Annotated in this window: 2 protein-coding genes; one reads left to right on the top strand and one right to left on the bottom strand. The window is 43.9% G+C overall.

Translation table 11 applies throughout. The annotated features are described in order from the left end of the window. Positions 1–305 (top strand): hypothetical protein (locus tag ACYVGR_RS37465; RefSeq protein ID WP_460966027.1); only part of this gene is annotated, 305 nt, incomplete at its 5' end. Here ACYVGR_RS37465 and ACYVGR_RS37460 read toward each other — a convergent pair. Then, positions 255–719 carry a hypothetical protein gene (locus tag ACYVGR_RS37460; RefSeq protein WP_460966025.1) on the bottom strand — a complete coding sequence of 155 codons (465 nt, stop codon included), beginning with the start codon at positions 717–719 and terminating at the stop codon, positions 255–257. The genes ACYVGR_RS37465 and ACYVGR_RS37460 overlap by 51 nt on opposite strands. Positions 720–1725: the final 1006 nt, after the last annotated feature.

The raw sequence follows: 1725 nt of genomic DNA, 5'->3' as shown, positions 1-1725 counted from the left end.
TTCCCAACTCCGGGGTTGGCTTGTCAACGGGAGCCGACCAACGAGTTAAACAGCCCGCCTTCGGGACGTTCTCCCTGTCGCACGAGAGCCCACAAACGAGCACTACTTTTGGGCGCTTCACCCAACGCCAACAGGGGCTGATGGTTGATGAGGCCGCTTCAAATAACAAATGTAACTGCCTGCCTTTACACTCCTGTTTGGTTGGGCTGCCCCGCTTCCCAACCGGCGAGCATCCTGTCACCCGGTACGTGCTATTAAATATTTTTCTGTTTGACTGCCCTTCCATTATTAAGAGCTATATGTAAGGCATCAATCATTTCGTTTTGATAATCAAAGACTTTTTTTCGCTTAGAGGTAAACTCTGGTGATGTATCCTTGTCTATTTTATGCCTCCATTCAAAAAAATCTTCTTTAGGCTCTGGTAAAAAATGATGTTGAATTATAAAGGATGATAGATAGGATTCTTCATGCCCCAAATCTTCGATCCAGTCAAGTTTGTAGTTTTTCCAAAATTTATCTTTTTGCATGATCTGCTGCCTAGCTTGACTATACTCGTAATACTGGTTGATTTTCTGTACAGCCTCCTCTTTAGTGTTGTCAAAAAGCATGACCATGAAGAGAAGAATACGATTGAAAAAAAGTATAATCTCATCCTCTTCTTGAAAAGAATATGGATTAGTGAGCATTTCCTCAAGGCTTAATTCTTCCGCAGTATTCATTTCTTCGAACTATAAAGTGTGGTGAAAAGGCGTCAAACTAACTTTTGATACTTACCAAGCGTGGTATTCGCTTTGTCGCACGCAAGTTAGAAATGGAAACCTAAGTTTGCCCTACCAGGACGTTTGCCTTGTCAGCCGGAACTTAGGAATGAAAACCCACCGCTCTAAGCAGAGGCAAGGCCCTTGTCGACCGAAGCCCGAAAACACACTTTTCTGCTGTTTGGCGCACCCAACGCCAACAGGGGTTGATAGATAATAACTCTACGTGCCTGAACGCGACCAAGCTGCAACCTTTACACCCCTGTTTGGTTGGGCTGCAAAGCCTTCCCAACCGGCGAGCGTCCTGTCGCCCGGCAGGGTGACAGCGCGAAGCGGGCAAAAAGCACTATCCGCTTACTGCAAGGCCAACTCTTTGTTCCAGTAAGCTATGTACTTATCATAGCTGCTATAATCCCAATCAACTTTGGATACCAAAGGAAAAAATGAATAGCTCCGCCCATCAATAAATCGGATTTGTAGAGTTGGAAACGGGAATGGCTGTTTGTAAATGCCTACAAATTCGCTTTTAGAGTACCTTTTGGGGCCATAGAAAATATGGCTTATCAAAATCGAATCATCACTGATTTTCACTTCGTAAAGCCACGACCTGTAAAGTAAATAAGTAATGGCTACGAACGAGATCGAGGCTAAGAAAAAACTCCCTAAATATAATCCCAGTAGCAATGAAACTGAGAGAACAAAAACGACAATGAGTTGAATATAACTCATGGCTATGCTTGTAGTCGCAATCAGTTTACTCATGCCAATTTTCTTTAGCTTACAAAACGCTCACCCTGTCAGGGGGAATTGCCCTAACTCACCTTTAAATTGTCAAACGAAGGCGTTTCTCGTGTCACACGGAGCTGACCAACGAACCCAAATCTTCCTATCCGGGGCGTTTCCCCTGTCGTCCATATCTTTGTTTGCAAGCAAGTTAGCTAAAAAAAGTGCAACTTAGCAAATGCCA

The sequence above is a fragment of the Spirosoma litoris genome, from assembly GCF_054776755.1.
Note: the sequence above shows the minus strand (reverse complement) of the source record. Positions and strands in the feature narration are given on the sequence as shown.